Annotated in this window: 26 protein-coding genes; all 26 read right to left on the bottom strand. The window is 38.1% G+C overall.

Translation table 11 applies throughout. The annotated features are described in order from the left end of the window. Positions 1 to 46: 46 nt before the first annotated feature. Positions 47 to 433 (bottom strand): TIGR02530 family flagellar biosynthesis protein, encoded by a 387-nt coding sequence (locus FA727_RS03660; protein WP_136829362.1) that lies wholly within the window; start codon positions 431 to 433, stop codon positions 47 to 49. A 14-nt stretch (positions 434 to 447) separates the two neighbouring features. After that, entirely contained in the window at positions 448 to 1098 is a 651-nt protein-coding gene (gene flgD / locus FA727_RS03655; RefSeq protein WP_136829361.1) for a flagellar hook assembly protein FlgD, read from the bottom strand. 12 nt (positions 1099 to 1110) lie between these two features. Continuing rightward, positions 1111 to 2439 carry a flagellar hook-length control protein FliK gene (locus FA727_RS03650; protein ID WP_136829360.1) on the bottom strand — a complete coding sequence of 443 codons (1329 nt, stop codon included), beginning with the start codon at positions 2437 to 2439 and terminating at the stop codon, positions 1111 to 1113. 28 nt (positions 2440 to 2467) lie between these two features. Then, positions 2468 to 3061, bottom strand: coding sequence for a MotE family protein (locus FA727_RS03645; protein ID WP_136829359.1), 594 nt, complete (start codon positions 3059 to 3061; stop codon positions 2468 to 2470). Positions 3062 to 3070: 9 nt separating this feature from the next. After that, positions 3071 to 3514: a flagellar export protein FliJ gene (gene fliJ / locus FA727_RS03640; protein WP_136829358.1), complete on the bottom strand. Its 444-nt coding sequence runs from the start codon at positions 3512 to 3514 to the stop codon at positions 3071 to 3073. Between the two features lie 6 nt (positions 3515 to 3520). After that, the gene (gene fliI, locus FA727_RS03635) at positions 3521 to 4837 is read right to left on the bottom strand and encodes a flagellar protein export ATPase FliI (RefSeq protein WP_136829357.1); all 1317 of its coding nucleotides are present in this window, start codon (positions 4835 to 4837) and stop codon (positions 3521 to 3523) included. A gap of 1 nt (position 4838) precedes the next feature. Beyond that, complete coding sequence (gene fliH / locus FA727_RS03630) at positions 4839 to 5612, bottom strand: flagellar assembly protein FliH (protein ID WP_246041676.1); 774 nt, start codon at positions 5610 to 5612, stop codon at positions 4839 to 4841. Then, positions 5596 to 6612, bottom strand: coding sequence for a flagellar motor switch protein FliG (gene fliG, locus FA727_RS03625; RefSeq protein ID WP_136829355.1), 1017 nt, complete (start codon positions 6610 to 6612; stop codon positions 5596 to 5598). Before fliG ends, fliH begins: the two co-directional genes overlap by 17 nt. A 12-nt stretch (positions 6613 to 6624) precedes the next feature. Continuing rightward, complete coding sequence (fliF, locus tag FA727_RS03620) at positions 6625 to 8217, bottom strand: flagellar basal-body MS-ring/collar protein FliF (RefSeq protein ID WP_136829354.1); 1593 nt, start codon at positions 8215 to 8217, stop codon at positions 6625 to 6627. A 212-nt stretch (positions 8218 to 8429) separates the two neighbouring features. Continuing rightward, positions 8430 to 8738, bottom strand: coding sequence for a flagellar hook-basal body complex protein FliE (gene fliE / locus FA727_RS03615; RefSeq protein ID WP_136829353.1), 309 nt, complete (start codon positions 8736 to 8738; stop codon positions 8430 to 8432). A 14-nt stretch (positions 8739 to 8752) separates the two neighbouring features. Continuing rightward, positions 8753 to 9202, bottom strand: coding sequence for a flagellar basal body rod protein FlgC (flgC, locus tag FA727_RS03610; RefSeq protein WP_438646601.1), 450 nt, complete (start codon positions 9200 to 9202; stop codon positions 8753 to 8755). A 2-nt stretch (positions 9203 to 9204) separates the two neighbouring features. After that, the gene (gene flgB, locus FA727_RS03605; protein WP_136829352.1) at positions 9205 to 9600 is read right to left on the bottom strand and encodes a flagellar basal body rod protein FlgB; all 396 of its coding nucleotides are present in this window, start codon (positions 9598 to 9600) and stop codon (positions 9205 to 9207) included. Positions 9601 to 10124: 524 nt separating this feature from the next. Continuing rightward, positions 10125 to 10904: a GTP-sensing pleiotropic transcriptional regulator CodY gene (gene codY, locus FA727_RS03600; RefSeq protein WP_136829351.1), complete on the bottom strand. Its 780-nt coding sequence runs from the start codon at positions 10902 to 10904 to the stop codon at positions 10125 to 10127. A gap of 81 nt (positions 10905 to 10985) precedes the next feature. Next, entirely contained in the window at positions 10986 to 12392 is a 1407-nt protein-coding gene (hslU, locus tag FA727_RS03595; protein ID WP_136829350.1) for an ATP-dependent protease ATPase subunit HslU, read from the bottom strand. Between the two features lie 13 nt (positions 12393 to 12405). Next, a complete protein-coding gene (hslV, locus tag FA727_RS03590; RefSeq protein ID WP_136829349.1) occupies positions 12406 to 12948 on the bottom strand; it encodes an ATP-dependent protease subunit HslV in 543 nt (180 codons plus the stop codon). A gap of 25 nt (positions 12949 to 12973) precedes the next feature. After that, positions 12974 to 13897, bottom strand: a complete 924-nt coding sequence (gene xerC / locus FA727_RS03585; protein WP_194138503.1) for a tyrosine recombinase XerC — start codon at positions 13895 to 13897, stop codon at positions 12974 to 12976. A gap of 324 nt (positions 13898 to 14221) precedes the next feature. Further along, positions 14222 to 16297, bottom strand: a complete 2076-nt coding sequence (gene topA / locus FA727_RS03580; protein ID WP_136829347.1) for a type I DNA topoisomerase — start codon at positions 16295 to 16297, stop codon at positions 14222 to 14224. A gap of 383 nt (positions 16298 to 16680) precedes the next feature. After that, entirely contained in the window at positions 16681 to 17547 is an 867-nt protein-coding gene (gene dprA / locus FA727_RS03575; RefSeq protein WP_136829346.1) for a DNA-processing protein DprA, read from the bottom strand. Between the two features lie 68 nt (positions 17548 to 17615). Beyond that, positions 17616 to 18518 carry a succinate--CoA ligase subunit alpha gene (gene sucD, locus FA727_RS03570; RefSeq protein ID WP_136829345.1) on the bottom strand — a complete coding sequence of 301 codons (903 nt, stop codon included), beginning with the start codon at positions 18516 to 18518 and terminating at the stop codon, positions 17616 to 17618. Between the two features lie 88 nt (positions 18519 to 18606). Next, positions 18607 to 19767, bottom strand: a complete 1161-nt coding sequence (sucC, locus tag FA727_RS03565) for an ADP-forming succinate--CoA ligase subunit beta (protein ID WP_136829344.1) — start codon at positions 19765 to 19767, stop codon at positions 18607 to 18609. A gap of 451 nt (positions 19768 to 20218) precedes the next feature. After that, entirely contained in the window at positions 20219 to 20509 is a 291-nt protein-coding gene (locus FA727_RS03560; protein WP_136829343.1) for an EscU/YscU/HrcU family type III secretion system export apparatus switch protein, read from the bottom strand. Next, positions 20506 to 22221 (bottom strand): TP0910 N-terminal domain-containing protein, encoded by a 1716-nt coding sequence (locus FA727_RS03555; RefSeq protein ID WP_136829342.1) that lies wholly within the window; start codon positions 22219 to 22221, stop codon positions 20506 to 20508. The genes FA727_RS03560 and FA727_RS03555 overlap by 4 nt, the downstream gene beginning before the upstream one ends. Before the next feature lie 10 nt (positions 22222 to 22231). Further along, positions 22232 to 23002, bottom strand: coding sequence for a ribonuclease HII (rnhB, locus tag FA727_RS03550; RefSeq protein ID WP_136829341.1), 771 nt, complete (start codon positions 23000 to 23002; stop codon positions 22232 to 22234). A gap of 102 nt (positions 23003 to 23104) precedes the next feature. Beyond that, a complete protein-coding gene (ylqF, locus tag FA727_RS03545) occupies positions 23105 to 23968 on the bottom strand; it encodes a ribosome biogenesis GTPase YlqF (RefSeq protein ID WP_136829340.1) in 864 nt (287 codons plus the stop codon). A gap of 25 nt (positions 23969 to 23993) precedes the next feature. Beyond that, positions 23994 to 24545, bottom strand: a complete 552-nt coding sequence (gene lepB, locus FA727_RS03540; RefSeq protein WP_136829339.1) for a signal peptidase I — start codon at positions 24543 to 24545, stop codon at positions 23994 to 23996. Between the two features lie 318 nt (positions 24546 to 24863). After that, positions 24864 to 25208 carry a 50S ribosomal protein L19 gene (rplS, locus tag FA727_RS03535; RefSeq protein ID WP_136831005.1) on the bottom strand — a complete coding sequence of 115 codons (345 nt, stop codon included), beginning with the start codon at positions 25206 to 25208 and terminating at the stop codon, positions 24864 to 24866. Positions 25209 to 25239: the final 31 nt, after the last annotated feature.

Here is a 25239-nt window from a genome sequence, read left to right as displayed (position 1 = left end):
AGTCCACAGCTTTTGGCCTCCTAATTAGGTCCAGCCATTCCATTTTTTATTCGAGAACAATCGTCCCGTTAATATTTGTGAAAATTTGTGAAGTTGCCTCTTGTCTATCCATAGCAGTAATAACCGTATTATTTTTGGCGCTCACAATCAGCGCTGCATCATCCAGAAGTACTAGAGAATCCTTTATTCCTAGTTTTTTCGCTTCTTGCACTTTACCTTCGATTTGCTCCCAACGATTCTCAGAAATATGAATTCCACGCTGCTCAAGCCTATCTTTGGCATGCTTACTCAAAACTAACTTATTATTTTCTTGTATCGCCTGTTGAAAATGAAAGGAAAAAGAATTTCCGTTTACTTGATTTGACTTCTTTTGTTGAAGTCTCTGGGTTGCAATCGGCTGAGATTGTATCGGCCTAAATGAAGACTTATCCATCCAACCAACCCTTTTTATTCGATTTTCGTCATTTGTTGAGAAGTAATGCTTGTCTGATTCTCATCATCTAATTGGAATAACGTTTTACCATCCTTGATAGAAACGGATTTTACTAATGCAGTTAACTCTTCCTGAGATGCATTCAGATAAGTAACCATTTTACCAATTAGCATACTCGCTTGAACTAAACTACTATCAGCTGAGCCTGTAGAAGATTCACTAACTCCAGAGATATTAGCTGGTTCTAAGATAGTTCCATCAGCAAGAATTAATTGAACTGAGCCATCCTTAAACTGAATCGATTCAACCTTACCCTTACCCTCAAGTACTTCTGGCAGTGCATTCGGATCTTCAGTAGAATAGTTTAGCTTGTGCCAATTTACTTCTTTACCAATAAATTGATTATAAGAAATCAATGAATTTGTATTTTGAGAGTCAACAAATTGTTGCATTGTAGTGCTCATATTCGTCATAGCCTCTAAAGAAGAAAACTGTGCCATTTGTGCGATAAACTCTCTATCTTCCATTGGACTCGTTGGGTCTTGGTTTTGTAATTGGACCATAAGGATTTTCAAGAAATCATCTTTTCCAAGCACATTCGAACCTGTAGTCTTTTGAGTTTGAGAGTTTGATAGATACAACGATGAATCAATTGTATTTGCCATGTATTTCACCTCCTACACTTCTGTATTTATAAGAGCTTCTTCTAAGGAAATATTGAAATTTTGCTCCTTCACATCTTCATTTCCATTTTGTTGCTCCTGACGTTCCTGTCCTTGCTGCTGGGATTGTTGCTGTTGCTCTCTCCCGAAATATCGATCCTGTTGTGGTAAAACAGATTGTGTAACCTCTAGTCGGTCCACTTGAATATTTTGCGAACCAAAAGCTTGTTTTAATCCATTTAAGTGAGATTCTAACGTTTCTTTCGCTAGCTGTGTCGTAGTCATAATCTTGGCCACGATTCCTGCATCTCTTTGGATTAACTCAATCCGCAAAGCACCTAAATTCTCGGGATTTAATCTAATTAGTAGCTTTTGTGTGCCAGCTCCATTAGAAAATTGACTTTTCGCTAAAACATTTTCAAATTGTTTAATTAAATCTGCCGTTGACGTTGGCTTCCCTGATTGGCTTAACGTTAAGGTTAATTGCTCTGCCTTTGAAACTTGTTGAAATTGAACCGCACCAGTGACCACTTCAACTTTTGCTTGTGCAGGTTTTTGTTCTGACTGAATTTCGCTAATTCCATTTGTTGTAGAAAGCTTGGCATTTATCTCTGCTGCTACAGGAGCAAAAGCCTTTTGTAAATATTCCATTTTCGCTGCTTGCTTAGTCGGATCCGCAATTGAACTTTTTGCTCCAGTCTCAACAAATTGTTCAAGCTTTGTCGTCAACTGCTGAAGCAAATCTTTCATCTTGCTTTGATCAAAACTGGTTCCCTTATCTGTGATTCCTTTTTCAAAAATCGTTCCGTTCTCTGAAGCCAATAAATCAACCAGCTTGATTGCTTTCACTAATTGAGCTGTGTCTCCATTAAATGCTTTTTTCAAATCTTCTAATGGGACAGACGCCATTTGGGTTAAAACAGCGAGTATATCTTCAATATTTGGTTCGGTTTCTACGTCTTCACTACTAGGTTGCGTTACAATCAGACCTAAAGTGTCTTTCAAGTTCTGAATGAAATCTCCTAAATCCACATCAGAACCGAGTGCTTCCTGAATAAAAGAGAGAAGTTCCTTTTGGTCAGTTGCTGACATCGATTGATTAAGAAGATTCATGCCACCTTCTACTTCAAAAATATCTTCTGATTTTAAGAATCCAAGTAGGTCTAGTAATTGTTCTTTTGTCATTTCGCCCGAACTTGTCTCAAGGTTACTAGCCTCACTTGTTTGTGTGCCAGTTAGCATCAACCCAAATAGTCCTTGAAAACCATTTTCTCCAGATGTCTGAGTACTTTCTTTTACTGGAGATGCAATTGTATTAATAAAACCCAATCCACCAATTTGCACATTTTCACCTCCTTTCAAGTACCAAGACTTATTCGTTTTCGTTCGTTAAAAGCTCCGTATATTTTGCTGCATTTGCTGGCTCTAAATTTTCCATTATCGAAGCTAGTTGCTCTGAATTAAGATTCGATAGAATTTTAAGCGCTTCTTGTTCACTCATATTTGTAATAATAGGAGCTGCTTTTTTAGCGGACATTGTTTCATAGGTCTCGACAATATCTTTAAAAGCTTTTTTGTTTTCCTCTTGAATGGCCATTAGCTCATCAATTTGCATTTGAAGCTGTTCCATTTCAAGTTTCCCACGCTCTACTTCCTTATCCTTGCCGTCAAGCTCAGTCTCTAGGTCAGCAATCTGTGCTTCTTTATCCTTTATTTGACCTTCAAGCTTAATCATTGTCGTTTCCAATTCTTCAATCGTCTTAGGAGTCGTTTCTTCGATGAGGTTTGAAAGAAAAGGAATCTTTTGACCATATTCCTTCGCCTTGTCAAAGACGTTTATTCCAGCAAACGAGAGAACAATAAGGACAATTAAAATGGCAAATAAAGTTGGGATAAGACCAGTGAATACAAACCATTGAAACCGACTAACTCTTTTTTCTTCTTTTTCTATCGCTGTATTTGCCACCTTTATCACCTAACTTCCCCAGTTCATATAATGCTGGATGGAAATGTCATCCATCTGCTTGCTTTCAGTCGCTTTTAAATTTTCCATAAAATGCGTGAAATCTTTTTCTCGTATCTTTTCGAACTTTTTCACTTCAATGTTTTTATCCATCAGTTTCTCTTGATATAGATTCATCCTATTTCGCGCATTGATAACCATTTTTTGATAGTGTTGAATCGTCTTTTCTAAGTTTCCAATAAATTGTTGATGATGACGTATTTGCAAAATCGGAAGTCCGCCTTGGAGTCCACTCGCCTGAAAATCCTCTAATTCTTCTTTCTTTTTCAATAATTCATAGAGTCTTTCCGCTACTTCTTCAAACTTTTTAACCGCATCCTGATAAACAGATTGAGCTTCTTCTTTTTCCCGTTCCTTCAAGGCTAAGACTCTTGCAAATTTATATTGGTAGCTCATCCTAGATTACTCACCTTTTCCCATTAGTCCGTACAATTGCTGCAGACCATCATTTAAGGATACTTTGGCACCTGTTTCCTGTTTTAAAAAGTCAATAATTTCAGGATATAAACGAATTGCCTCATCAATTTTTCTTGAAGAACCTTTTTTATATGCCCCGATATTGATTAAATCCTCAGAGTTTATATAAGTGCTTAACATTTCCCTAAGCTTCTCTGCAGATTTTCGATGCTCTTCAGGGACGATATGATTCATAATACGGCTCACACTTTTTAGAACATTCACTGCCGGATATTGGCCTTTGTTTGCCAAATCTCGATCAAGTACGAAATGTCCATCGAGAATTCCTCGGACAGTATCGGCAATAGGCTCGTTCATATCGTCTCCGTCTACTAATACTGTATAGAAAGAAGTAATTGAACCATGGATATTTGTTCCCGTACGTTCTAATAGCTTAGGTAGAATGGCGAACACGGATGGGGTATACCCTTTAGTTGTTGGGGGTTCCCCAATTGCAAGTCCCACTTCCCGCTGCGCCATCGCTACCCGTGTGACAGAGTCCATCATCATCATTACATTCAGACCCTTATCACGGAAGTATTCTGCTATTGCTGTTGCAGTAAAAGCACCTTTTATTCGCATGAGCGCCGGTTGGTCAGATGTTGCAACAACTACGATTGAACGAGCTAACCCTTCTGGACCTAAGTCCCTCTCTATAAACTCTCGCACCTCACGGCCACGTTCTCCAATGAGGGCAATGACGTTTAAATCTGCCGTTGTGTTTCTCGCAATCATTCCGAGCAATGTACTTTTACCAACACCACTTCCCGCAAATATCCCAACTCTCTGGCCATTTCCAACAGTAAGGAGACTATCAATCATCCTTACCCCCACTTCAATAGATTCATCAATTGGTGGTCTTGTAAGCGGATTTGGCGGCTGTTGTTCAGTTAACACAGGCGTTAATCCTTTTGGTAGCTGGGAGCCATCAAGAGGTTGTCCTAATGAATCAAAGACTCCTCCGATAAGTCCTGGACCTACCTTGATTTCCAAAGGTTTTAACGTAGCTTCCACCAAGCTACCAGGTGCAATATCATTAACAGTTGTATATGGCATTAAAATAATATTTTCATCTTTAAAGCCCACCACTTCAGCCTGAATTTTCCTCTTCTTTTTGTGGCCGACATGAATATAGCAAACATCTCCAATTGAGCTCTCAGGGCCTTGTGATTCAATCATAAGTCCTACGACTCTCTTTACCCTGCCGTAATGTTTAAATGTGTCTATATGGTCTATTTGCTCTAATAAGTCAGCTGCCTTCACTTTACTCACTCTCCAGCATTTCAAAAAGCTTCACTTTTATTTCTTCAAGCTGTTGGTCGACACTGGCATCGATTCTTCCATTGGCCGATTCGATGATACAGCTTTGCTCTGACAAATCTCCATCCGGATAAATATAAATCTCTGTTTCCTTCGGGAAAATTTTGCTCAAATCATCCTTTTGCGAAAGAATATATTCGTAATGCATTGGATGAATGTGGAGCTGTACTTCTCGGTACTCTCTCGCTTCTTTTAACGCACGTTTTACTACCGTTATAAAATGCTCCGAATTCCCATCAAGATGGGTTCCAAGAATTTTTTTCGCTACTTTCAATCCGAGGTCAAGTATGGTTTGATCTGAATCCTCAATTTTCTTACGATAATCTAGTTTCGAAGAATCAACTGTTTGTTTCGCTTGTTCGATTAATTGAAGCATTTCTGTATACCCTTGTTCTCGACCTTCGTCTAGCCCTGCCTCATATCCACTTTGTTTGGCTTGATTCGCTAGTTGGATGACTTCTTGCTCCCAAGCCATCTTCTCTTCTGCTAAATTCTGCTCAAGTGATTCCTTATAGTGCCTCGCCTCGTTTACGATTGCCGCTGCTTCATCTCTTGCTTGTGCTAAAATCGAGTCTCTTTCTGCAAATACTCTATGGTTAACGATTTCTTCAACATTATTTTCTGTTTCAACATGAAAGCTTTTAATGGAGATGACTTTATTCTCTTGGTTTTCAAGATTTGACCATCTTGATTTGATAAGCCTAGACAATAATATCATCTCCTCCGCCACGAGCGACTACAATTTCACCAGCTTCTTCTAGACGACGGACAATGGCCACAATTCTTGATTGTGCCTCTTCAACATCACGCAATCGAACAGGTCCCATATATTCCATCTCGTCTCTCATGGTTTCAACCATACGTTTAGACATATTGTTGAAAACAATTTCTTTAACCTCATCACTTGATACTTTAAGTGAAAGCATAAGGTCTTCGTTTTCACAATCACGGATAACACGTTGAATTGCACGGCTATCCAGTGTGACGATGTCTTCAAATACAAACATTCTCTTCTTTATTTCTTCTGCTAATTCTGGATCCTGAATTTCAAGTGCATCTAAGATCGTTCTTTCAGTCGATCTATCTACACCATTAAGCACTTCGACAACAGCTTCCACTCCGCCAGTTTGCGTGTAGTCCTGTGTAACAGTAGAAGATAGCTTTCTTTCTAAAATCTGTTCGATTTCGTTAATGATTTCAGGAGAAGTACTATCCATTACCGCGATTCTTCTTGCAACATCCGCCTGCATTTCTTGAGGCAACTCAGATAATATCTGTCCTGCTTGTGAAGAATCTAAATAAGACAAGATAAGTGCGATTGTTTGCGGATGCTCATTTTGAATAAAGTTTAAAATTTGAGCTGGGTCTGCCTTCCTAGCAAAATCAAATGGACGAACCTGAAGCGCTGATGTAAGTCTGTTGATAATAACAGCTGCTTGATCGCTACCTAATGCTTTTTCCAGTACGGTTTTGGCATAGCCAATACCGCCCTGAGAAATATAATCCTGAGCCAAGGCGATATTGTGGAACTCCTCCAAAATTTCCTCCTTGGAATGAGAATCAACCTTCTTTACACCAGAAATCTCCAATGTTAGTTTTTCAATTTCCTCTTCACTTAAGTGCTTATATACAGACGCAGACACATCAGGTCCGAGTGAAATAAGAAGAATGGCAGCTTTTTGTTTTCCTGTTAATTCTTTCTGCTCTCTTTTAACCAACTTTCAATCCTCCTAGTCTTCTGCAATCCACGTCCTTAATAACTTAGCAAAGTCTTCTGGACTATCCTTTGCCATTTTTTCAAGCTGTTTACGTCTTAGGCTACTTTCTGTTTCTTGTTCTTCATTCACATCTGGTACTTCAAGAAGGGCCGCACTTGCTTCCTCCATCGCCAATAATTCTTGATCACGTTTTTTGCGAGCTCGCATGAATAAGAAGATTAATAGGATAATTACTAATACTAATACGCCACCTAACACATATACCCACCAAGGTAAGCTTGTGCTTGTTTGATTACTAAACTGTGGTTTTCCGTTGAACGGTTGAACAGAAACAACAATTTTATCCTGGATAGCCTCATCTGTTAATTCACCTTCGACAGCATCCTTATTAATTGTCGTTCTAACAATTGTTGCTAGCATCTCTGTAATGTCATCTACTCTCTCTTGTGGAAGAGAAGTTTCATCATCAGCTACTGGCGGTTCAACCATTACTTGAATTCCTAAATCTCGAATCTTATATGGACTCTCAATTATTTCTTTACGAATCTTATTTACTTCATTATTAATGGTTTCTTCTATTTTCTCGTAATCGCCATTTCCATTGGATCCTGCAGCATAACCAGTTAAAGCATCGTCTGAATCTTCACCTTGAGGTACACCCTCAGCTGCAGCTCCCTCACCAGTGAAAGTTTCTGTGATTTTCTGAGCACTGATTGCGATACCTTCCATGTTTTCTTCATCAACTGGCGTCACTAAGTTTTCTTCTCTGTTTTCTTGTTTAAAATCGATATCGGCAGTAACGGAAACGACTACTTTATCCTGTCCCATCAAAGTTCCAAGCATACTTTGAACTTGACGCTGAACATCTCTTTCGATCTCTTTTTTAATATTATTTTGAGCGGTGAAAATATCTCCAGAAGAATTTTCTCCATTTTTTAGATCAAAATACTCAAAATATTGGTTTGTAATGACGATATTATCAGTAGGTAAGTTTGGCACGCTTTTTGAAACAAGATTATAAAGTGCATTAATTTGTTTCTCTTCGAATTGATAGCCTGGCTCTGTATTTAAGACAATAGACGCAGAGGCTTGTTCATCTGCATCAGAAACAAAAATCCCTTGTGACGGAAGGTTAATCATCACCTTCGCATCTTTAACACCTTGAATACCCTTAATTAGGTTCGCAAGTTCTGTTTGCATCGCATCAAGCTTCATGACATTAAACTCATTGTCGGTCATCCCAAGGCCGGCATTTTGACTAAAAAACGAGTAGTCAATTCCACCAGACTTCGGCAATCCCTCTGCTGCGAGTTCTACAATCAAACTATCCGCCTGCTCACTAGGTACGCTAATCGTTGTACCACCTTCTGTTATTTCGTATTTGACTCCTTTACTATCAAGGCTTTCCTTAATTGTTCCTACTTCAGAAAGGGACAAGTCCTTGTATAGGGGAACCATTTTCGTTCTCGTTGCAAAAAATGTTGAGAGCGAGATAACGATTACCAATAACAGAATTGAACCGATAATGAGCGCTTTTTGTTTTTTAGAACGGCCATTCCAGTATTCTTTTATTTTTTCTATATATTTTTGAAACGAAACTGTCATCCTTATCCCCCGGCTATTCTGTCTAATTGATGGAAAAAGCAGAGCTTTTCAACAACAATGTTGTTCATCAACAACTAAGTTGTTTACCAACAACTCAACTGAGTTGATTTCACAATGTTAGAAGAACTGTTAAAAACGAACATGAGATACATAATTGAAGATTGTTCGTTTTTTAACAAATGATAAACCATTATGAAATTAATCAAACTATATTAAACTTGCATTCTCATAACTTCTTGGTACGCTTCAATAACCTTATTACGAATTTCCATTGTAGCTGAAAGTGTAATGCTCGCCTTTTGGCTTGCTACCATTACTTGGTGCAAATCAACATCTTCACCACGCGCTAATTTCTCAGTCATTACATCAGATTCAATCTGTGCTTCATTAACTTTTTCAATTGATTCCTTAAGTACGGACGCAAAACTCTTTTGTGCTTCGAATGGTGTAGTAGATGAAGCTTGTGAAGTCTGATTCGTTTGAAACACCTTTGAAACACTTGGAAACGAAATATTATTCATTTAGGTTAAGCTCCTTATTTTCCTATTTCTAATGCTTTCATGAGCATACTTTTTGAGGCATTTAAAGCTGTAACGTTGGCTTCATAAGACCTTGTCGCACTAATTAAATCAACCATTTCTCTTAAAGGGTCAACGTTTGGCATCTGTACATAGCCATTCTCGTCAGCATCTGGGTGTTCAGGGTCATATACTTCTTTAAAAGGTGTTTCATCTTCGACAATCTGTGACACTTTTACACCATTTCCAACTTCACCTTTATTCATCGCAACATTTAAGAATGAAGAAAAACCACCTTCGTTCGCTTTAAGTACGACAGATTTACGTTTGTATGGTACCCACTCTCCGTCTACCAATTCCGCTCTTGTGGAGTCCACATTTGCCATGTTTGATGAGATAACATCCATTCTTAATCTCTGTGAAGTCAATGCTGATGCAGAAGTATTAATACTATGGAAAATAGACACTGTTATTTCCCTCCTTTAATGACAGATTGAAGCGTTGAAAACTTCCCATTTATTCTCTCAATTAGCGCATTGTAATAAATCTGATTTGTTGCCATATCGGCCATCTCTTTATCGAGGTCCACGTTATTACCATTATTATTGTAGGAACTGCTATTGTTTGTTGTAACGGATATTCCAGAAGATGCTTGTCCATTAAAGTCAATATGCCTCGCATCTGTTCGTCTAGCTGTCATAGAAGAATCAACCGCGTTCTGTAACGTTGATTTGAAGCTTACTTCTTTTGATTTATAATTTGGTGTATCTACGTTGGAAATATTTTGAGATATCGCCTTTTGTTTTGCAGAAGAATAATTCAAAGCATTCTCAAGAGTTGAAATCGTATTTGAAAACAGCTTCAATTCCTCACCCCCGTTATTATATCAATACAATTGTAATGAATTTGTAGAAGATTGTAATATTTCGATGAAAAATGTAATACATAATTCATTGTAATGAATAAGAAATGATATGTCTATGCAATATTCGTTAAAAAAAATGGGATATAGGACCTGTTTTCACTAATTTTACTCAAATTTATCCAATGTCAATATGACTATTGCTGTATTACAGACCCAATAGTTATCTCAGAAAAACGCAGAATCCTGTCGAAATACCACAGGAAAATCTTCTCACTTTTACTAATATCTTTGAGTTTATGGCAGAAACATGTAAAAAAAGCTGAAATCAAGACGTCGTTGAAAAACGATTTTTGATTTCAGCTTTTTCATTTCGATTATCATTATATAATCCAAGTTTATCTTTTGCACAGTGAGTAAAAAAAGGACAATTATGCAATTAATGGTTTTAAAGTTTGTTACATGAAAGTAACTATATTTTAACAATAAAAAAGAAGATGCAAGTTGTACGCATCCTCTTTGTCATATTAGTTATTTCTTAATTTATCTAATTCCATTAAGAACTTGTCGTTAAGTACTTTAATGTATGTTCCCTTCATTCCTAAAGAACGAGATTCAATAACACCAGCACTTTCAAGCTTACGTAGTGCGTTTACGATTACAGAACGAGTAATTCCAACTCTGTCAGCAATTTTTGAAGCAACTAATAGACCTTCATGTCCATTTAACTCTTCAAAAATATGTTCAATTGCTTCAAGCTCACTGTAAGATAATGAACTGATTGCCATTTGTACAACAGCTTTACTACGAGCTTCTTCTTCGATTTCTTCTGCTTTTTCACGAAGAATTTCCATACCTACTACAGTAGCACCGTATTCTCCAAGAATAAGGTCATCATCATGGAATTGCTCTTGAAGTCTAGCTAAAATAAGGGTACCAAGTCTTTCTCCACCACCGATGATAGGAACGATAGTTGTAAGACCGTTTTGGAACAGTTCCTTATTTTCAACTGGGAAAGCAGTATATTCACTTTCGATATCAAGGTTTTGAGATGTTTCTTTGATATTGAAAAGATTATTCGTATACTCTTCAGGGAACTGACGATCCTCAAGCATTTTAATCATACGATCATTTTCAATCTTTTGATTTACCGCAAACCCTAAAAGCTTACCTCTTCTGCTTACGATGAAGATATTTGCTTCAATAACTTCACTTAGTGTTTCTGACATTTCTTTGAAATTTACTGGTTTACCTGCTGCCTTTTGTAGTAATGCGTTAATTTTTCTAGTTTTTGATAATAAATCCATTGTTCTTCCTCCTAAAAACCATTCAAATATAAAAAATCTTTTTCTACTTATTTCTTTTACAATTATAAAGAGAGCACTCGTTTATAAAATAAACTGGCTTAAATCCTTGTTTTTCGAAATTGCTCCTAGCTTCTCTTCAACGTACTGAGGTGTAATCGCGACTTTTTCCATCGTAATATCCGGAGCTTCAAAGGATAAATCCTCTAAAAGCTTTTCTAGGATTGTATGAAGACGTCTCGCACCAATATTATCCGTATTTTGATTCACTTCAAAAGCAACTTCTGCTATCTTACGAATAGCATCGTCAGAAAATTCAATTTGTATACCTTCTGTTTCTAATAAAGCTTGATATTGTTTGATAAGTGCATTATCAGGCTCAATCAGAATTTTAAAGAAGTCATCCACTGTGAGCTTCGTCAGTTCCACACGAATCGGAAAACGCCCTTGCAGCTCTGGAATTAAATCTGATGGCTTGGCGATATGAAACGCACCAGCTGCCATAAATAAAATATGGTCGGTTTTCACAGAACCGTATTTAGTGACAACCGTAGACCCTTCAACAACAGGGAGAATGTCTCTTTGAACACCCTCTCTAGAGACATCGGCAGAGGATCCACCGTGATTTTTACTTGCAATCTTATCGATTTCATCGATGAATATAATACCTGATTGTTCTGCACGAAAGACAGCTTCTTGCGTAACCTCATCCATGTCAATCAGCTTTTGAGCCTCTTCGTTTGTTAACACGAGTCTTGCTTCTTTAACAGTGAGTTTGCGCTTCTTTCGTTTTTTCGGCATTAGGCCGCTTAGAGCGTCCTGCATATTCATCCCCATTTGTTCCATGCCCGAGCCTTGTAGCATATCAAACATAGAAGGCTGTTGCTCTTCGACCTCAACAGAAACGATTTCATTCTCTAAATCGCCCATTGCCAGTTTTTCTCTTACGATTTTACGTTTTTCTTGTAAGTTATACTCTTCAGCAGAGTTCGTGTCTGGCTCCTGTTGATTAGCACCTCCACCAAACAACATTTCAAGAGGATTTTTGTAGTTTGTCGCCTTCTTTGCAGATGGTGCTAGTAGTTCAACTAGGCGCCTGTTTGCATTTTCTTCTGCACGCTCTTTTACACTTTGCATTTTTTCTTCTTTAATAAGACGTACAGAAGTTTCCACAAGATCTCGCACCATTGACTCAACATCACGACCTACATAGCCAACTTCGGTAAACTTCGTTGCCTCCACCTTGACAAACGGAGCATTGACCAACTTCGCCATCCGTCTAGCAATTTCGGTTTTCCCTACTCCCGTTGGACCAATCATTAAAATGTTTTTTGGATTAATCTCATCACGAAGCTTTTCATCCAATAGACTGCGACGATAACGATTTCTTAGAGCCACTGCAACTGCTTTCTTAGCGTCCTTTTGACCAATTATGTACTGATCTAAACGTTCTACAATTTGCCTTGGAGTTAAATTAGTCCCTTTTGCCATTTCGCATTCCTCCTTATAGCTCTTCTACGACAATATTATGGTTTGTATAAACACATATTTCCGCAGCAATTTCAAGGGCTGCCTGAGCAATTTCCTTTGCTGATAAATGGTCGCCTGCATATCGTTTTAGTGATCTTCCAGCAGAAAGTGCATAATTTCCACCAGATCCAATCGCTAGAACTCCATCATCAGGCTCAATTACTTCGCCAGTCCCTGATACTAAGAGGATGCTTTCTTTATTCATGACAATGAGCATTGCTTCTAATTGTCGCAACATTTTGTCGCCTCTCCATTGCTTCGCAAGCTCAACAGCTGCTCTTTGAAGGTTTCCATTGAATTCCTCCAACTTTCCTTCGAACATTTCAAAAAGTGTGAAAGCATCAGCAACCGAACCTGCAAAACCTGCAAGTACTTTACCATTAAACAACTTTCTTACCTTTCTAGCTGTGTGCTTCATCACTACCGCATTACCAAATGTAACTTGACCATCTCCCGCCATTGCACAATTCCCGTTATGTTGAACTGCGAATATGGTTGTGGCATGAAATTGATTCATACATTTTCCTCCTTTAATAGAGACATTACGCTCTCGGATGATGAGCCATATAAGTCTTTTTCAAATAGTCGTTTGTGACATGTGTATAAATTTGCGTTGATGATAAATTTGCATGTCCTAACAATTCTTGAACCGTCCTCATATCCGCCCCATTATTCAAAAGGTGGGTAGCGAAGGAATGTCTAAGCTTGTGAGGGTGAATTTGTCCATTCAAAGATGACTTGTCTATGATGCTATTAAGAACTGTACGTAGACCTCTTGGTGTTAAAGGTCCACCTCTAAAATTTACAAGTAAATAATCATGCTCTTTTTTATTTTTCGTTAGAATTTCTCTTCGTCCATATGATATGTATCTTTCTATTGCTTCATGAGCAAAACTACCAAAAGGTACATAACGGTCTTTTCTCCCTTTCCCATGCACCAATAATGTGGACAAATCCATATCGATGTCTTGGAGACGAATTGAGCAACTCTCACTGACACGAATACCTGTCGCATAGAGCAATTCAAGTATCGCCCTATTTCTTTGTCCCATTGGATCAGTTTCATCACATGCTTCAAAAAGCGCTATCAGTTCTTCCTCATAAAAGAATTCTGGTAATCTCTTTTCAATCTTTGGAATAGAAACTTGTGCAAAAGGATTATGTACTACAAGCATTTCACGTACTAAAAATTTATAAAAGCTGCGCAAACTAGAAATCTTACGAGCAACAGACTTTCTTGCGAGTTTTTGTTCAAAAAGCTTTGTTAAATACAATCGAACGTCCTGGTATTCCACTTCGTCCCATTTTGCAATAGTTTGTTCAGACATGAACAAACTAAATTCTAGAAGATCCCCTTGATAATATTCAACTGTATAAGGAGAGTAGTTCTTTTCTATTTGCAAAAACTGTAAAAACAACTTCATGCAATCACGGTTATCTGTCACTAATTTCACCTCACAGGGCATAGCTATTCAATAATAGCACAAACATTCTTGACACGCAAGAAAATTTACAAATTTTTCACAAAGTTCTGAATTGTTTGTATTACGCTTCAAAAATACAAATTTAATAAAACAGCTGAACACTTGTGAAAATCATACCCGACTACTTATTAAATACCATTTACATATAACTTGCAAGATGATATTGTCATTCTTTTTGAATTCCTTACGACAACTCGAAAATTCGACTATTCGTTTTATTATACGAATTAAGAATTATAAAAGTTTCAAATACCAGCAAATGTTTTAAGAGCGCACACAAAAGAGTGAGCAGTTTGCTCACCCTTCTTAGCTTTGTGGCTCCTCTTTATAGTCACAATTTACGCACTGAACTTGAATTCCCTTTTTAAGCTTCTTCTCAACAAGAAGACTTTCACATTTAGGACAGCTCCGTGGTAAAGGTTTATCCCAAGAAATAAAGTCACATTCTGGGAATTGATCACAGCCGTAAAAAATCCGACGCTTTTTACTCTTGCGTTCGATAATATTTCCTTTTTCACACTTCGGACATTTCACACCGATATCTTTCACAATTGGTTTTGTATTTCGGCAATCAGGAAAGTTGCTGCAAGCCATGAATTTTCCGTATCTTCCCATTTTAAAGACCATCGGATGTCCACATTGCTCACAATCTTCTCCAGCCGGCTCATCTTTGATTTCCACTTCAGCCATTTCCTGCTCGGCCTTTTTTAAACGCTTCTCAAAATCCTTGTAAAAATCATCAATAATATTTACCCATTTTGTTTTTCCATCTTCCACATTATCAAGATCCTGCTCCATTTTCGCAGTAAACTCAACATCGATGATTTCCGGAAAAAACTCCATGACCAATTCAAGGACGATTTCACCAAGTTCAGTTGGAACAAAACGTTTATTATCTAATGCCACATAACCACGTTTCTGAATCGTATCTAGCGTCGGCGCAAAGGTAGAAGGTCTTCCTATTCCTAATTCCTCTAAAGTACGAACAAGTCGTGCTTCAGTGTATCGAGGAGGCGGCTGCGTAAAGTGTTGCTTTGGCTCAATATCTTTTTTGAACACTTCGTCGCCTTCTTTTAAGTCAGGAAGCATATTGTTCTTTTCTTCAGTTTGGTCGTCCGTTCCTTCTACATACACCTTCATAAAACCAGGAAACTTGACTTTCGAACCCGTTGCACGGAAAACAACTTCCCCATTTTGCAAATCAACACTCATCGTATCCATAACAGCAGGAGCCATTTGACTAGCTACGAACCGTTCCCAAATCAAACGATATAGACGTAATTGATCACGTGAGAGAAAATCCTTCATGCTTGTTGGTTCACGAAGCGTACTCGTTGGTCGAATTGCTTCATGGGCATCCTGTGCATTTGAATTTTTCTTCTCTTTTCTTTTTTCAGTTGGTAAATATTGTTCTCCATAAGTAGATTCAATATATCCAGCAGCTTCAGTTTGAGCCACTTCTGATATTCTCGTTGAATCCGTTCTCATGTATGTAATTAAACCGACGGTGCCTTCTTTACCTAAGTCGATACCTTCGTACAGCTGCTGCGCTAGCATCATTGTCTTTTTAGCACGGAAATTTAGTTTTCGCGCTGCTTCCTGTTGCAGTGAAGAAGTTGTAAAAGGTGCAGCCGCATTTCTTTTTCTTTCCTTTTTCGTTACAGCGGTAACCTTATACTTATTCCCATTTAACTGCTTCATTATGTTTTGTACTTCAGCTTCAGATGTTAATTCAATTTTTTTATTGTTAACACCATAAAAGCTTCCTTCAAAGCTTTCCGTTCCTTTTAAGAACTCCGCATCAATTGACCAGTATTCTTCAGGTACAAATTCTTGGATTTCTTTTTCACGTTCTATAATTAGACGAACAGCAACCGATTGTACACGTCCTGCACTTAAGCCCTTTTTAACTTTCTTCCATAATAATGGGCTAATGTTGTAACCTACAAGACGGTCAAGAATTCTTCTCGCCTGTTGGGCATCAACTAAATCCATATTAATTGGCCGAGGATGTTTGAAAGATTCTTTAATCGCATCCTTCGTTATTTCATTAAATACAACACGGCAATCAGATTGAATGTCTATATCTAAACTATGAGCTAAATGCCAAGCTATTGCTTCCCCTTCACGATCCGGGTCGGCCGCGAGATAGATTTTCTTCGCTTTTTTCGCAGCAGTTTTTAATTCTTTTAAAACCGGACCCTTGCCTCGGATCGTAATATACTTGGGTTCATAATTATGTTCCACATCTACACCCGTTTGACTTTTTGGCAAGTCACGGATATGTCCCATGGATGCTTTCACTTTATATTTTTTTCCTAAATACTTCTCAATCGTTTTGGCCTTCGCAGGTGACTCAACGATTACAAGAAAATCTGACATCAATTGTCCTCCTCAAGAGGGTTTATTATATTTATTAAGGGATTCGAAATAGTTCATTCATTTTCCCCATAATTATCAACATTTCCCCTAAAAATCATACCGGGTAATTTTTTAAATATTCATTATTATTAAATATGCAATTTTCACAACTGTCAAGGATAGCAATCTTTCACCTCTACACAATTGAACAAAAATGATGTTCCCATTCAATGCTTTAAGGCCCTCTCACAGATGTACCAATCACCATATTCAGAACAAAAATGCGGCATTTGTCAATTATAAATACTTAATCCTTCACCTGTTGCAAAATGTATACTAGATTTAAGATAATTTCAACCTTTTTTCCAAAAATTTATTTTTTTTGACGAATTTTTTTTGAATTTTTAACAGGAATAGAATAATTCTTCTATTATATCTTCTGCATTTAGAACCAATTTTGAGCCTTGTTGAATTAGTTCGTTCGTTCCCACAGAATTGTCGCTAAAAATACTACCCGGAAGAGCAAATACCTCCCTACCCTCATGAACAGCATAATTTGCGGTAATAAGTGAACCGCTTTTTTGTTTTGCTTCGACGATAAAGGTTCCACTTGCCATCCCACTAATAATACGATTTCGCATTGGGAAATGCCATCTAGAAGGTGTTGTATTCGGTGGATATTCAGAAATAACCAGTTGATGCCTCATCATACGCAAAGCCAAATCTTTATTCGTTTTAGGATAGATATGATAAAACCCTCCAGCAATTACTGCAATTGTTTCACCACCAAGCTCTATTGCCTTCTGGTGCGCAATCGTATCAATACCTGTCGCTAGTCCACTAACGAAAAGAACATTTTTTTCAATTAATTTGGGAAAAATTGCATCTATCGCTTTTTTTCCGTAGTCTGTGGCTGCTCTTGAACCAACAACTGCTAGTTTAACATCTCTTTTTAAAAATTCAATTTTCCCTTTTCCATATAATACCCAAGGCGGTTCATACGTTTCTTTTAAGGCTGGCGGATATTCGTCGTCAAAGAAAGTAATCATATGGATATTGTTTAAGTGATAGTGATGGATTTGTTCTTGAATGGAAGGAGAATGAAGGTCTTCAAGGAACTTTTCTTTTAGAGGGGGTTGTAAGGTAGGGATCTTCTTTTCATCAAATAAAGTTGTTAACTGTGGGTCTAACTTCAAGAGCTGATAAATGGTCTTCCAGCTAATACCTTTGCAATGGTGCAAAGAGACAAGCCGTCTTTTAAATTCATCCATTATAGTTTCCTCCTACAATTAAATATAAGTCAGCCCCTCCGATTACGAAGGGACTAACCATACATTAATTAATGTGTTTTACATTTATCATAAAGTCCTTTTTCTTTAAGAACTTTAATTAATGTTTCACCCATGACAGATGGTGTGTCTGCTACAGCAATTCCACACTCGTTCATAACGCGAATTTTTTCATCAGCAGTACCTTTACCACCAGAGATAATCGCACCAGCGTGACCCATGCGCTTTCCTGGAGGTGCTGTACGTCCACCGATAAAGCCTACTACAGGCTTAGTCATGTTCGCTTTTACCCATTCAGCAGCTTCTTCCTCTGCTGTACCACCGATCTCACCAATCATAATAACTGCGTAAGTTTCAGGGTCTTCATTGAAGGCTTTCAAAACATCGATGAAGTTTGTTCCGTTAACTGGGTCTCCCCCAATACCTACAGCTGTTGTTTGACCGATACCAGCTTGAGTTAATTGATGAACCGCTTCGTATGTTAATGTACCAGAACGGGACACAACACCAACATGGCCCTTTGTATGAATGTATCCAGGCATGATCCCGATTTTACATTCGTCAGCCGTAATCACTCCAGGACAGTTTGGTCCTACTAAACGAGTTTTCTTGCCTTCCATATAGCGTTTAACCTTAACCATATCTAGTACTGGGATATGCTCTGTAATACAGATTGCAAGGTCTAACTCTGCATCCACAGCTTCAAGAATAGCATCAGCAGCAAATGGAGCTGGTACATAGATGACAGATGCAGTTGCACCTGTAGCTGCTACCGCTTCTTTTACCGTATTAAATACAGGTACACCTTCTACCTCCATGCCACCTTTACCAGGAGTCGTTCCTCCAACAATTTGAGTCCCATAATCTAGCATTTGTTTTGTATGAAAAAGGGCAGTAGAGCCTGTAATCCCTTGTACAATTACTTTCGTATCTTTATTAATAAATACACTCACGAGATCTTTCTCCTTTCTGATTTGCGTTTCTCAAGATCTAGATAAAAAGTTGCCCGCTCGACTTACAGAAGTCGTAATTAGCTGAACCTTATCCAACTAATGAAACAATTTTTTGTGCGCCATCTGCCATTGAATCAGCAGCAATGATATCAATATCGGATTCAGCAAGAATTTTCTTACCGATTTCAACATTAGTACCCTCTAAACGTACAACTAATGGCACGCTTAATCCTACTTGCTTCGCTGCTTCTACAACACCTGTAGCAATGACGTCACATTTCATGATTCCGCCAAAGATATTAACAAAAATACCTTTCACGTTCTTATCAGAAAGGATGATTTTGAATGCTTCAGTTACTTTCTCAGCAGTGGCACCGCCACCAACATCAAGGAAGTTAGCCGGGTCCCCACCGTAATGCTTAACGATGTCCATTGTAGCCATCGCAAGACCAGCACCATTAACCATACAACCAATGTTGCCATCTAAAGAAATATAACTTAAATCGTACTTAGATGCTTCGATTTCCTTCGGATCCTCTTCTTCAAGATCACGATAGGCTAATACATCTTTTTGACGATAAAGTGCATTGGAATCAAAATTTAATTTAGCATCTAATGCCATAACATCCCCATCACCTGTTACAACAAGTGGGTTAATTTCAGCAATAGAGCAGTCTTTTTCAATATATGCTTGATATAGACCCATCATAAATTTGACTGCTTTATTTACTAATTCCTTTGGAATATTAATATTAAAAGCAATTCTGCGAGCCTGGAACGGTTGTAAACCTACAACAGGATCAATTTCCTCTTTGAAAATTTTCTCCGGTGTTTTTTCAGCAACTTCTTCAATCTCAGTTCCGCCTTCTTCCGAAGCCATCAGAACAACGCGAGATGTTGCACGATCAAGTACCAATCCTACATAATATTCTTTCTTAATATCGCAGCCTTCTTCAATTAATAAGCGTTTTACTTCTTTCCCCTCTGGACCTGTTTGGTGAGTAACAAGTGTTTTTCCTAAAATTTCACTAGCGTATGTTCGAACCTCGTCTAGGCTCTTCGCAACTTTTACACCACCAGCTTTTCCACGTCCCCCAGCATGAATTTGTGCTTTAACAACACAAACTGCAGTGCCTAATTCCTTTGCTGCTTCAACAGCTTCTTCAACGGTGAAAGCCACTTTTCCGTTAGGAACGGATACCCCAAATGACTTCAGGATTTCCTTACCTTGGTACTCGTGAATATTCATTTCCCATCCTCCTTATTGATGTAAAAGGGTTTCATAATACATATAATTCTACTACTTTATGTAAGCAAATAGAAACAAACTCCTTTTACTCTTGCTTGATAAATAATAGACTGCGCTTTCATTTTATAATTCTAAAAATAAGTTGTCTACCATTATGCCAAAAATTATAATATTCTTTTATTTTTGTATAATAAGAAAAGTGTAAGTGCCATCGGAACAATCAAAGGACAGATTGTTCCTGCGAAGATTATTCTAAGGAGCTTTCCTTAGTGCTCATCGCCGTACAAACTGGAGGGGCATGTTCTTTCGATATAGGAAACTTGAATTGCGTAAGCAATTCATAGTTGACTTATCGTAGGTAGTAAAAATGCACTTCAATTTTTACCTGGTGACCCGGAGTTTGCGCACGCGTAGGCGTTGGAGCTAGACATAAAAAAAATTGGTAGATTCGTTATTTCCTACTACCAACTTCTTTATTTGTCCTATAAATAAAAGCAAATACTTCTGCCACAGCTTGATATAATTCCTCAGGAATCGTTTCATTGATGTTCAGCTTTCCCAATAACTCAACTAATGAGGCATCTTCTTGAATAGGAACTTCATGGGCTGCAGCTTGTTCAAGAATATTGTCTGCTACAAGACCCTTCCCTTTAGCTAACACTTTTGGTGCCTCATCTTTTGTAGAGTCGTATCTTAATGCAATCGCTTCTTTTCGTACCTGCTTCTCTTCATGCTCTCTCATATCTTAATATCCACTCCACTGTATGAACTAGATTGATAGATTTGATTGGGGATCTTTTTCTGCTGCTTCTCCCTTTGTTCATTCGTCGAAAGAAAATGAATATCACTAAGCTTAAAGCCTTGTTTTTCAAGATTATCCTTTAAGTTCTCGATAAAGGGCTGGGATATGAATTTTATATCTTTTACATCATTAATAATGGAAATATTCATGATCTTATTTTGGATTTGCATATCTACAATAACCTCATGCATGTGTTCCAAATCAAGATAGAAAAGAACCCGGCAATAATTCGGATCAATCTGACCATTTTCCTTCTTACGTCCATTCCATTGCACCGTTAATTCCGTTGTTTTATTCCAAAAGGTTAATGGAATTTGCATCACATATTGTTGAACAAGCCCCGAATCCTGCGATAAAAGCTGTATCCCAGTAATTTTGTTCAAGAGCTGTTCTGCCGCCTCTTTAACAGAAGGCTGAACGTCGTCACCTATTACTTGAAGTAACATCGCTTTTAAAGCATCTTGCTTCGGGAGTTCCTGCAGAAATTCATCCTTAAACCCTAAACCAAAGCTATGTTCATAATTGAGTCCCAGTTTGCTAACAAGGTTTTTGAACTGATCTAATACGGTTTTGCCATCTTCCCAATTCACCTGTCCTGCTTGCACTTCACCAATAACTTTACCAAGGAGAGTTGATTCTTGCTCATTAAACACCTTCGAGTCATTACGAGCCTGTTCGTGAACAAAAGAAGAGACTTTAGCAATGCCTTCTGGCTTGTTCAATAACAATGTATGTGAATCTTTACCATTTTCTACTTCAGTTGAAATGGCATGCTTAACTAGAACTTCTTGATTGTTTTGCAAGGCATGCGTTAATCTATCGCTAGCGTTTTGTGATAATGTTGAGTTTGGATTTTGCAGTAGCCGTCCACCTATCTCCAGTAACAATTGCCCTTCAGGTTTCCTCTCAACAATAGAAAGCTTTTGAAGTATACTTAGCGCAGATTGTGAATCTTTATCTCCATTTGGGTTCAACCAAATTCGCATCAGATCACTAATGATTTTCTGGCTTGTTTTCTCCTGTCCCGTCATGATGAACTGATTTAGCACGGAGATTAGCTGTTGGCCTTTTTTTGTTACTGTTCCCTCACTCAGGCGTGTTTGAAGGGTCTCCATGAGGTTGTGTATCGGTTCATTCTTGACATTTGACAGTACGCCCGCAAAAATATCTTTCGTCATCGGGAGATTTTTCGTCACCATTTCCTTTAAAGCCGCTAATCCATCATTAAGATCATTGTTGCCTTCTAGTAAACCTACAGCTCCTTGAATCGAAGCTTTGGTAATCGGGAGCTGTTCCTTTAGAAAAAAGTTAACCGTCTCTTGGTTTTCTTTTGTGAGTGGAAGATTAAATTGTTTTAATAATGTCGAAGCTACAGGAGCTTGAGAATGGCTACCAGTATCAGCCATATGCAACACTTTTAAGTGGACCTTCCCTTCCCCTGGTTGTACCTGAAACCAATATCTCGCTTCCGCCGACAAAGGAACTTCAAGCTTCGCAATCAGCTTTTGATTTCCTATTTGAATCTCTGCTGTTTGCTGTGGAAATAGCTTCAAGACTTTCCCATGAAAAATTTGCCCCGGTTGAAAGCTTCGATTTGTATTTTGAGGGTTCATATTCTGCTTTTGTAGTGAGTGTATGAAGCTTGCTAACATTCGTATCCTCTCATTTCAGCATGCTTTTTATCGGTTCAAAGCTTTTTCTATGATATGGAGAAATGCCATGTTCCTCGAGTCCTAACAAGTGGTCTTTCGTACCATAGCCCATATTTTTTGAAAAATGATAGTATGGATATTCCTGATCAATTTCCTTCATCATACGGTCTCTTGTAACCTTGGCAATAACTGATGCAGCAGCAATCGAAATACTTTTTCCATCACCTTTTATAATCGACTCAGTTGGAAATGGTGTTTGTAATGGCATTGCATCAATTAATAAGAAATCAGGCTTTACGGACAATTGTTGGATGGCTGAAAGCATTGCTTTTTTCGTAGCCTCGTAAATATTTATCGAATCAATTTCCTCTGCTTCAATAATGCCAATTCCAATAGAAACAGCTTGCTCTTTTATATATTCGTAAAATTCCTCACGTTTCCCTTCAGATAGCTTCTTAGAGTCATCGAGACCAAATAACTTAAAGTCCTCTGGCAGGATGACACAAGCCGCAACAACGGGTCCTGCAAGCGGTCCTCGGCCAACTTCATCAATTCCTCCGATAAATCGATAGCCTTGCTTACGGAGGTCTCTCTCATAACTTGACATAGAGAGAAACTTTTCTTCAACTTGTTGCTGTTGCTTATAGCGATTATGCCATTTGTTTAGCAACTGCTGGGCGCCTTTACGGCTATCTAATCTAACCTCTTCTAAAAAAGGATTATCAGAGAATTGAATCGATTTAAGTCTTTCTTCTATTTCTTTTATTGTGTATGTACTCAAGTTGAACTGCCTCACTCTCTTAAAACTACTTAGTTAATGTATCGGTTACTTTTGAAAAAAGTAAAGACCTTCCTCATTGAGCTAAGAAGGTCTTTTCTATTATTATTCGTTCGTTTCTGTCTCATTTGGTTTTTCAAATGACAATGGACCGAATTGTTCGGAACGGATATCACGAATGACAAGTTCAGTCACTTTATCATAATTGATTTCTCCACCGCTCATGAGGGCGCCTCGTCGTTTGCCAATTTCATTAAATAACTCAACAACGTCTTCAGGAATTACTTCGAGGCTATAGCGTTCCTTTAAACGATGTGGATATTCCCTCTCCAAAAAGCGTAAACCGTAAATACAGACGTCTTGGAGGTTTAGGATGGTATCTTTAATCGCTCCTGTTAAAGCAAGCTTTGAACCAACCTCTTGGTCCTCAAATTTGGGCCAAAGAATTCCTGGTGTATCTAATAATTCAAGTTCTTTTCCGACCTTAATCCATTGCTGCGCTTTTGTCACACCAGGTGTATTACCTGTTTTAGCAATATTCTTTTTAGCCAACCGATTGATTAATGTTGATTTCCCAACATTCGGTATCCCTACAATCATTGCTCTGATTGCTCTTGGTTTAACTCCTTTTGCTTCCATTCGATCGAATTTTTCTTTTAGAATCGATTTTGCAGCAATAACGATATCCTTCATTCCAGCACCAGCGTGTGAATTGATCGCCAAAGACTTAATCCCTTGCTCATCAAAAAAGCGAATCCATTCCTTTGTTACTTCCTTATCAGCCATATCCGCTTTATTCAGAAGTACCAAACGTGGTTTATGCTGAATGATCTCATCGATCATTGGATTTCGGGAGGAATATGGTATTCTTGCATCCACCAATTCGAAAATAATATCAACTAGCTTCAGCTTTTCTGTTACTTGTCGGCGAGCTTTCGCCATATGTCCAGGAAACCATTGTATCGTCATGACTACACCCCCTTTTACTATGTTGTTAATCAACGATGCCTATATCCTCAAGAGGCCAGTAAATCATACTGGTATTCCCTAATACTTTTTCCATTGGTATGGTTCCGATATGACGACTATCCTTGCTATAGCGTCTATTATCCCCCATTACAAACAAATGACCCTCAGGTACAGTTTCTTGCCCTGTAAGCTCTTCAAGTGTAAAAGGCTCCGTTAATGGTCCATCGATCACTTGATTCTTGAACTCATCTAAGTATGACTCCTCTATTGCCTCTCCATTCACATAAAGCGTATCGTTCCGATATTCAATCTTATCACCAGGAAGTCCGATGATTCTCTTTATATAATCTTTATTTTCCGGTGCATGAAAGACGATTATATCAAATCGTTCTGGTTCACCTATTTTATAGCTAAATTTATTCACAATCATACGATCCTGATCATGCAAAGTTGGCATCATGGATTCTCCATCTACCACAATTGGTGCAAATAAGAAAAACCGTATGACAACTGCTAACAGAACAGCTATTATTAGTGCCTTTGTCCATTCCCAAAGCTCATTTTTTTTCTTCGCCACTTATCAATCCCCACCATTTCATATGTACAGTTAAATTAATCTATAATGGCACGCTTTATATTACAAACTTACTCATTTACAATAATTATGACAATTCCCGATATAAAAGTAAACTATCATAGCTTTCACGTATGAAGTAAGAACGAATGAGACTTAGTATAATCGTATGTATTCTTTCTAACAACAGCCTCAAGTCATAAGGAGTATCTATGAATATTTTACCAATGACGAGTCCCCAATATCACAAAAAAGGAGCTTGTTGTAAAAATCTTATCAGATTCTTACGTACACAAGCCCCTTTTGAGTTTTAAGCTTTTATTATCGAATTTCTTTGATACGAGCTTTTTTACCACGTAGGTTACGTAGGTAGTAAAGTTTAGCACGGCGAACTTTACCGCGTCGAATAACTTCAAGCTTCGCAATTTTTGGTGTGTGAACTGGGAAAGTACGCTCAACGCCTACTCCGTAAGAAACTTTACGTACTGTAAAAGTTTCGCTAATTCCACCACCACGACGCTTAATTACAACACCTTCGAAAAGCTGGATACGCTCACGAGTTCCCTCGATAACTTTTACGTGTACACGTACTGTATCACCAGGACGGAAAGCAGGTAGATCCGAACGAAGTTGTTCTTTTGTAATTTCTTCAATTAATTGTTGCATCGTTTTCAACTCCTTCCAACAGACGCTCTTG

Origin of the sequence: Robertmurraya kyonggiensis (genome assembly GCF_005116465.1) — a bacterium.
In the GTDB taxonomy this organism is placed as follows: Bacteria; Bacillota; Bacilli; order Bacillales; family Cytobacillaceae; genus Robertmurraya; species Robertmurraya kyonggiensis.
The sequence above is the reverse complement of the archived record's forward strand: the minus strand, read 5'-3'. Positions and strand labels throughout refer to the sequence as shown.

Coding starts and splice junctions, on each gene's coding strand:
- FA727_RS03560 (WP_136829343.1), bottom strand. CDS start 20,509: ATGAGAGAGCATGAAGAGAAGCAGGTACGAAAAGAAGCGATTGCATTA.
- hslV (WP_136829349.1), bottom strand. CDS start 12,948: ATGAATCAATTTCATGCCACAACCATATTCGCAGTTCAACATAACGGG.
- flgD (WP_136829361.1), bottom strand. CDS start 1,098: ATGGCAAATACAATTGATTCATCGTTGTATCTATCAAACTCTCAAACT.
- FA727_RS03555 (WP_136829342.1), bottom strand. CDS start 22,221: ATGTTAGCAAGCTTCATACACTCACTACAAAAGCAGAATATGAACCCT.
- rplS (WP_136831005.1), bottom strand. CDS start 25,208: ATGCAACAATTAATTGAAGAAATTACAAAAGAACAACTTCGTTCGGAT.
- sucC (WP_136829344.1), bottom strand. CDS start 19,767: ATGAATATTCACGAGTACCAAGGTAAGGAAATCCTGAAGTCATTTGGG.
- fliE (WP_136829353.1), bottom strand. CDS start 8,738: ATGAATAATATTTCGTTTCCAAGTGTTTCAAAGGTGTTTCAAACGAAT.
- hslU (WP_136829350.1), bottom strand. CDS start 12,392: ATGGCAAAAGGGACTAATTTAACTCCAAGGCAAATTGTAGAACGTTTA.
- fliJ (WP_136829358.1), bottom strand. CDS start 3,514: ATGAGCTACCAATATAAATTTGCAAGAGTCTTAGCCTTGAAGGAACGG.
- fliF (WP_136829354.1), bottom strand. CDS start 8,217: ATGACAGTTTCGTTTCAAAAATATATAGAAAAAATAAAAGAATACTGG.
- ylqF (WP_136829340.1), bottom strand. CDS start 23,968: ATGACGATACAATGGTTTCCTGGACATATGGCGAAAGCTCGCCGACAA.
- FA727_RS03660 (WP_136829362.1), bottom strand. CDS start 433: ATGGATAAGTCTTCATTTAGGCCGATACAATCTCAGCCGATTGCAACC.
- codY (WP_136829351.1), bottom strand. CDS start 10,904: ATGGATTTATTATCAAAAACTAGAAAAATTAACGCATTACTACAAAAG.
- topA (WP_136829347.1), bottom strand. CDS start 16,297: ATGTCAGATTTTCTTGTAATCGTTGAGTCACCTGCGAAGGCCAAAACG.
- dprA (WP_136829346.1), bottom strand. CDS start 17,547: ATGGATGAATTTAAAAGACGGCTTGTCTCTTTGCACCATTGCAAAGGT.
- xerC (WP_194138503.1), bottom strand. CDS start 13,897: ATGCCCTGTGAGGTGAAATTAGTGACAGATAACCGTGATTGCATGAAG.
- fliH (WP_246041676.1), bottom strand. CDS start 5,612: ATGATATTATTGTCTAGGCTTATCAAATCAAGATGGTCAAATCTTGAA.